Annotated in this window: 4 protein-coding genes and 1 pseudogene; 4 read left to right on the top strand and 1 reads right to left on the bottom strand. The window is 56.8% G+C overall.

Annotation, left to right across the window (positions count from 1 at the left end):
* The 3 genes and pseudogenes from ACP5H1_RS08170 to ACP5H1_RS08160 all read left to right on the top strand — a co-directional run.
* Positions 1 to 183 (top strand): annotated as a pseudogene (locus tag ACP5H1_RS08170) (carbohydrate ABC transporter substrate-binding protein); the annotation flags it as partial.
* Positions 184 to 317: 134 nt separating this feature from the next.
* A complete protein-coding gene (locus tag ACP5H1_RS08165; protein WP_427973955.1) occupies positions 318 to 719 on the top strand; it encodes a hypothetical protein in 402 nt (133 codons plus the stop codon).
* 28 nt (positions 720 to 747) lie between these two features.
* A complete protein-coding gene (locus ACP5H1_RS08160) occupies positions 748 to 1323 on the top strand; it encodes an FkbM family methyltransferase (RefSeq protein WP_427973952.1) in 576 nt (191 codons plus the stop codon).
* 162 nt (positions 1324 to 1485) lie between these two features.
* On the opposite strand, the gene ACP5H1_RS08155 is transcribed toward ACP5H1_RS08160, so the two are convergent.
* Positions 1486 to 2655, bottom strand: a complete 1170-nt coding sequence (locus tag ACP5H1_RS08155; protein ID WP_427973950.1) for a glycosyltransferase family 2 protein — start codon at positions 2653 to 2655, stop codon at positions 1486 to 1488.
* A gap of 220 nt (positions 2656 to 2875) precedes the next feature.
* Between ACP5H1_RS08155 and ACP5H1_RS08150 the strand changes: the two genes are divergently transcribed.
* A complete protein-coding gene (locus ACP5H1_RS08150) occupies positions 2876 to 3313 on the top strand; it encodes a class I SAM-dependent methyltransferase (protein ID WP_427973947.1) in 438 nt (145 codons plus the stop codon).
* Positions 3314 to 3404 lie beyond the last annotated feature (91 nt).

The raw sequence follows: 3404 nt of genomic DNA, 5'->3' as shown, positions 1-3404 counted from the left end.
AGGGCCATACTTGTGGCTAACGAGAACGCCACAGCCACCCCGCCGACGCTGCCCCAGACCTACCCGGTTCTCATACCCTCGTTCAACGGGCCCGTGTTCGAGTGGCTGTCGTCACCTACATCATCGCCTATGCAGGTGCTCCAGCAGGCCGCCGCGGCTTGGGTGAAGGCGCTGAGCCCGTGAGGCCTTACCCTGCTGGGGGCTGGCTTCAACAGCGAAGGTGGAAAACGGGCTCTTAACGTCAGGCCCTCCGGCTGCCGTCGTCATCCGGAGGGCTTTTAAGTGATAAGGAAACGTGAAAGCTGTGAGAGGGGACAATGCGGACGCTGCGCTACATAACTAGGTCAAGGGAGGTGCTCAGGCTCTACAGCGGGGCCTACAGCAACTGGCCCATGGTGCTGCTCAACTTAGTCCTGAGGGGGAGGGCCAGGGCCAGGACGAGGCTGGGCGTCGAGCTGAGCGGGGACGCGCGCCTACTGGGCGCCGTCGCGAGGCTGATGGTACTGGATGGCGTCAGCGCGGAGGTTAAGAGGAAGTTGATAGAAATGGCCTCCCAGAAAGGCGCACCGCCACCAGGGCTAACAAGCCTTACAACTCTTTATGGTGTGAAGTGCTGCAGGCTTATCGGGGTCTCCGATGATTTTAATTCAATAGCGATGGAGGTCAACGGAAGCAGGGCAGTGCTCTATTTGCAGGGCAGTGCTCTATTTCTGGCGTAACGCAGATCTTACCTTAGGCGACTATGCCATGCTTAACGTGGAGGGCAGGTCGGTGCTTGACGTAGGCGCATTCGTGGGGGACTCGGCGATATACTTTGCCCTGAGGGGCGCGAGGAGGGTCGTCGCCGTCGAGCCCTCCCCCTGGGCTTTCCAGGCAGCCAAGAAGAACGTTGAGGTAAACGGACTCTCGGACAGGGTGACGCTCCTCAACTGCGCCGTCGGAAGGGACGAAGGTAAAATACTAAGGCTCACGGAGGAAGAAATAGATGTAGGCTTTAGCGCAGAGAGGGCGGACAGCAGCGGCGGCCATGAGGTGCCGACCTGCACGCTTGACTCCCTCATTGAAAGGCACGGGCCTTTCGAGGTCCTGAAGATGGACTGCGAGGGGTGCGAGTACGGCTCTATACCTTACAGCAGGAGGTTAGGCGGGCTCAGGGAGGTCCTGATAGAGTACCATGATGGTTATGAGCCCCTCGCCAAAAAGCTCATGGAGGAGGGCTTCGAGGTTATGTACTCAGGGTTCTACTCTGGCGGCAGGCTCGCTTACAGGCCGTTTGACCCAAAGCATGGCTACATATATGCAGTGAAGAAGGGGCAGGGTTAAGGCTAATGGTTTAAGCTTCCTTAGCTAGTTGGAAGCCCACAGCCTCCACGTTTAGGTAAGAGGGTCTGGACAGGACTCTTAAGCCTGTTCCGTACCAGCTCACGGAAATCAGTAGCTCTGGGAACACAATTAATAATTCAACACACCCATCATCAGGGAAGCTTAAGCCTCGCCCCTTGCTCTTATCTTCTCAATCGCCCTCCTGAGGCGTAAGGGGACGTCGGAGCCGCGAGGGGTCACCCTGTCTATGAAGGCCAACACATAGGAGAGCATCATGTATATTAGTAGCCATGCTTCGTGCTTAACTAGCGAGGCGGCGCCCCTTTCCTGCGACAGTGCAGAGTTTACCAGGTCGCAGCGAAGGAACCTGAGAAGCTCGGAGGGCCGCAACATTAAGCTCTGCGAGAGCTCCCTGGCAGGTCGCGTTGGAAGGTACAGGGCCCCCAGCCTTAAGTAGGCTGCATACAGCTCATAATCATTACATTTACACACTTTTGGGAGCTCTTCAGCCACGCGGATGGCCCCCTTGTTTGCCTTCAGAAGCCACAACATCCTTTCAACCAGCCTCGTGTCGTCGATACGAGAGGCCTTAAGCCTGCCAGAGACTTTAGCAGAAAAGCTGTTACCATGAATCCTATAATACGTGAGCGGCTCAACTGTAAGGTAAAGTAATGAACGCTCGCCTTTGGGCCTCAGGGCTAAGGCAAAAAGCATATTATCAAATCCTGCCCCCTCCTGAGTCTTCAGCTTTTCCCTCTCAAGCACCTCCCTCTTAACTGCAATAGAGCTGTTATTGAAGTCAATGCGTGAATCAAACTTCCTGAGGGCATGGAGCAGCTGATAGTAACAGACACCCAGTCTGTCCTCAACTTCTGAGAGCAGGGAAGAGCTAATGACGAAATCTCTACGGTCTTTGACCGCAGGGAGTGGGCTCTTATCGGAGATCACTTTACCTTCCTCGTCAATTATTACCTGCTCGTTGTGGAAGTAAACCACCTCACGTGACGAAGCAAAGACCCTATAAATATATGAGAGTCTGTCCTCCCTGTACATGTCGTCGTCATCGAGTAACGTCACAATGTCGCCATTGGCCTCCTCGAGGCCCGCCAGCAGGAACCTGCCGTAGTACTCCTCGTCACTGTAAACGTCCTTCCAGCCGTTCCTGTGAATTATCCCGTCGCTCTCCCTGTCCTCAAAGTTCTTCACCACTATGACCTCGAACCTGTCCCTTGGGAGCGTCTGCCCCTCAAGGCTTCGCAGGGCGTAGGGCAGGTACTGTCTCCTGTTGTATGCTGTGACTATGACTGAAATAGTTGTCATATCAGAGCTCATTAAGCCCCTTTCATTTTAAGTTAGGTGCAAGAATATATAAATGTTAAGAACGGTGTCTCTGGCACCCTCATTGCTTATCAGCGTTCTCAGCTGCCGCCTTCCATGGAACCTCGCTTGCGAAGAACTTATAGCCGTGGGACTCCAGCAGTGTGTCCTAGTCTGGCCGCCGGCGGGGCTCAGTAATTTTACGTTAAGCGTGCGCAGCAGGCAGGGTGGCCGCTTGGGCTGGGAGCCCTTCGAGAGGCTGCACTCAAGGTACGACTCCTGGTTCTCCAGGAACGCCGTCACCGCCGAGAACGAGGTCAAGGCCCTGATGAAGGCCGTCGAGGGGGCCGGGAGGCCCTGCGTGGAGGTGGGCTCGGGCACGGGCTTCTTCGCCTCAAGGCTCGGCTGCCTGGGCGTGGAGCCTAGCGTCAACATGGCCAGGCTCGCCCTGAGGAGGGGCGTACAGAGCGTCCAGGGCAGGGCCGAGGCGCTGCCGCTCAGGGACTCCTCGGTCGGCGCGGTGATATTCGTTGTGACGCTCTGCTTCCTGAGCGACCCGGCGGCAGCTATTGCAGAGGCCTCCAGGGCGCTGGCCAGGGGAGGCGCGCTGGTGAGCTGCATAGTAACCAGGAGCTCGCCCTGGGGGGGTCAGACTTTCATTGAGGTTTCATGAATTTGTATTCAACCTCTCGTCCTCATGCCCCTTGTCCGACCCCCCGCGCCTAGGGTAGGGAGCAGAGCTCCCAGCCACGACGCGGGGGGTC

Source organism: Acidilobus sp. (assembly GCF_049973875.1).
GTDB lineage: Archaea > Thermoproteota > Thermoprotei_A > Sulfolobales > Acidilobaceae > Acidilobus.
The sequence above is the reverse complement of the archived record's forward strand: the minus strand, read 5'-3'. Positions and strand labels throughout refer to the sequence as shown.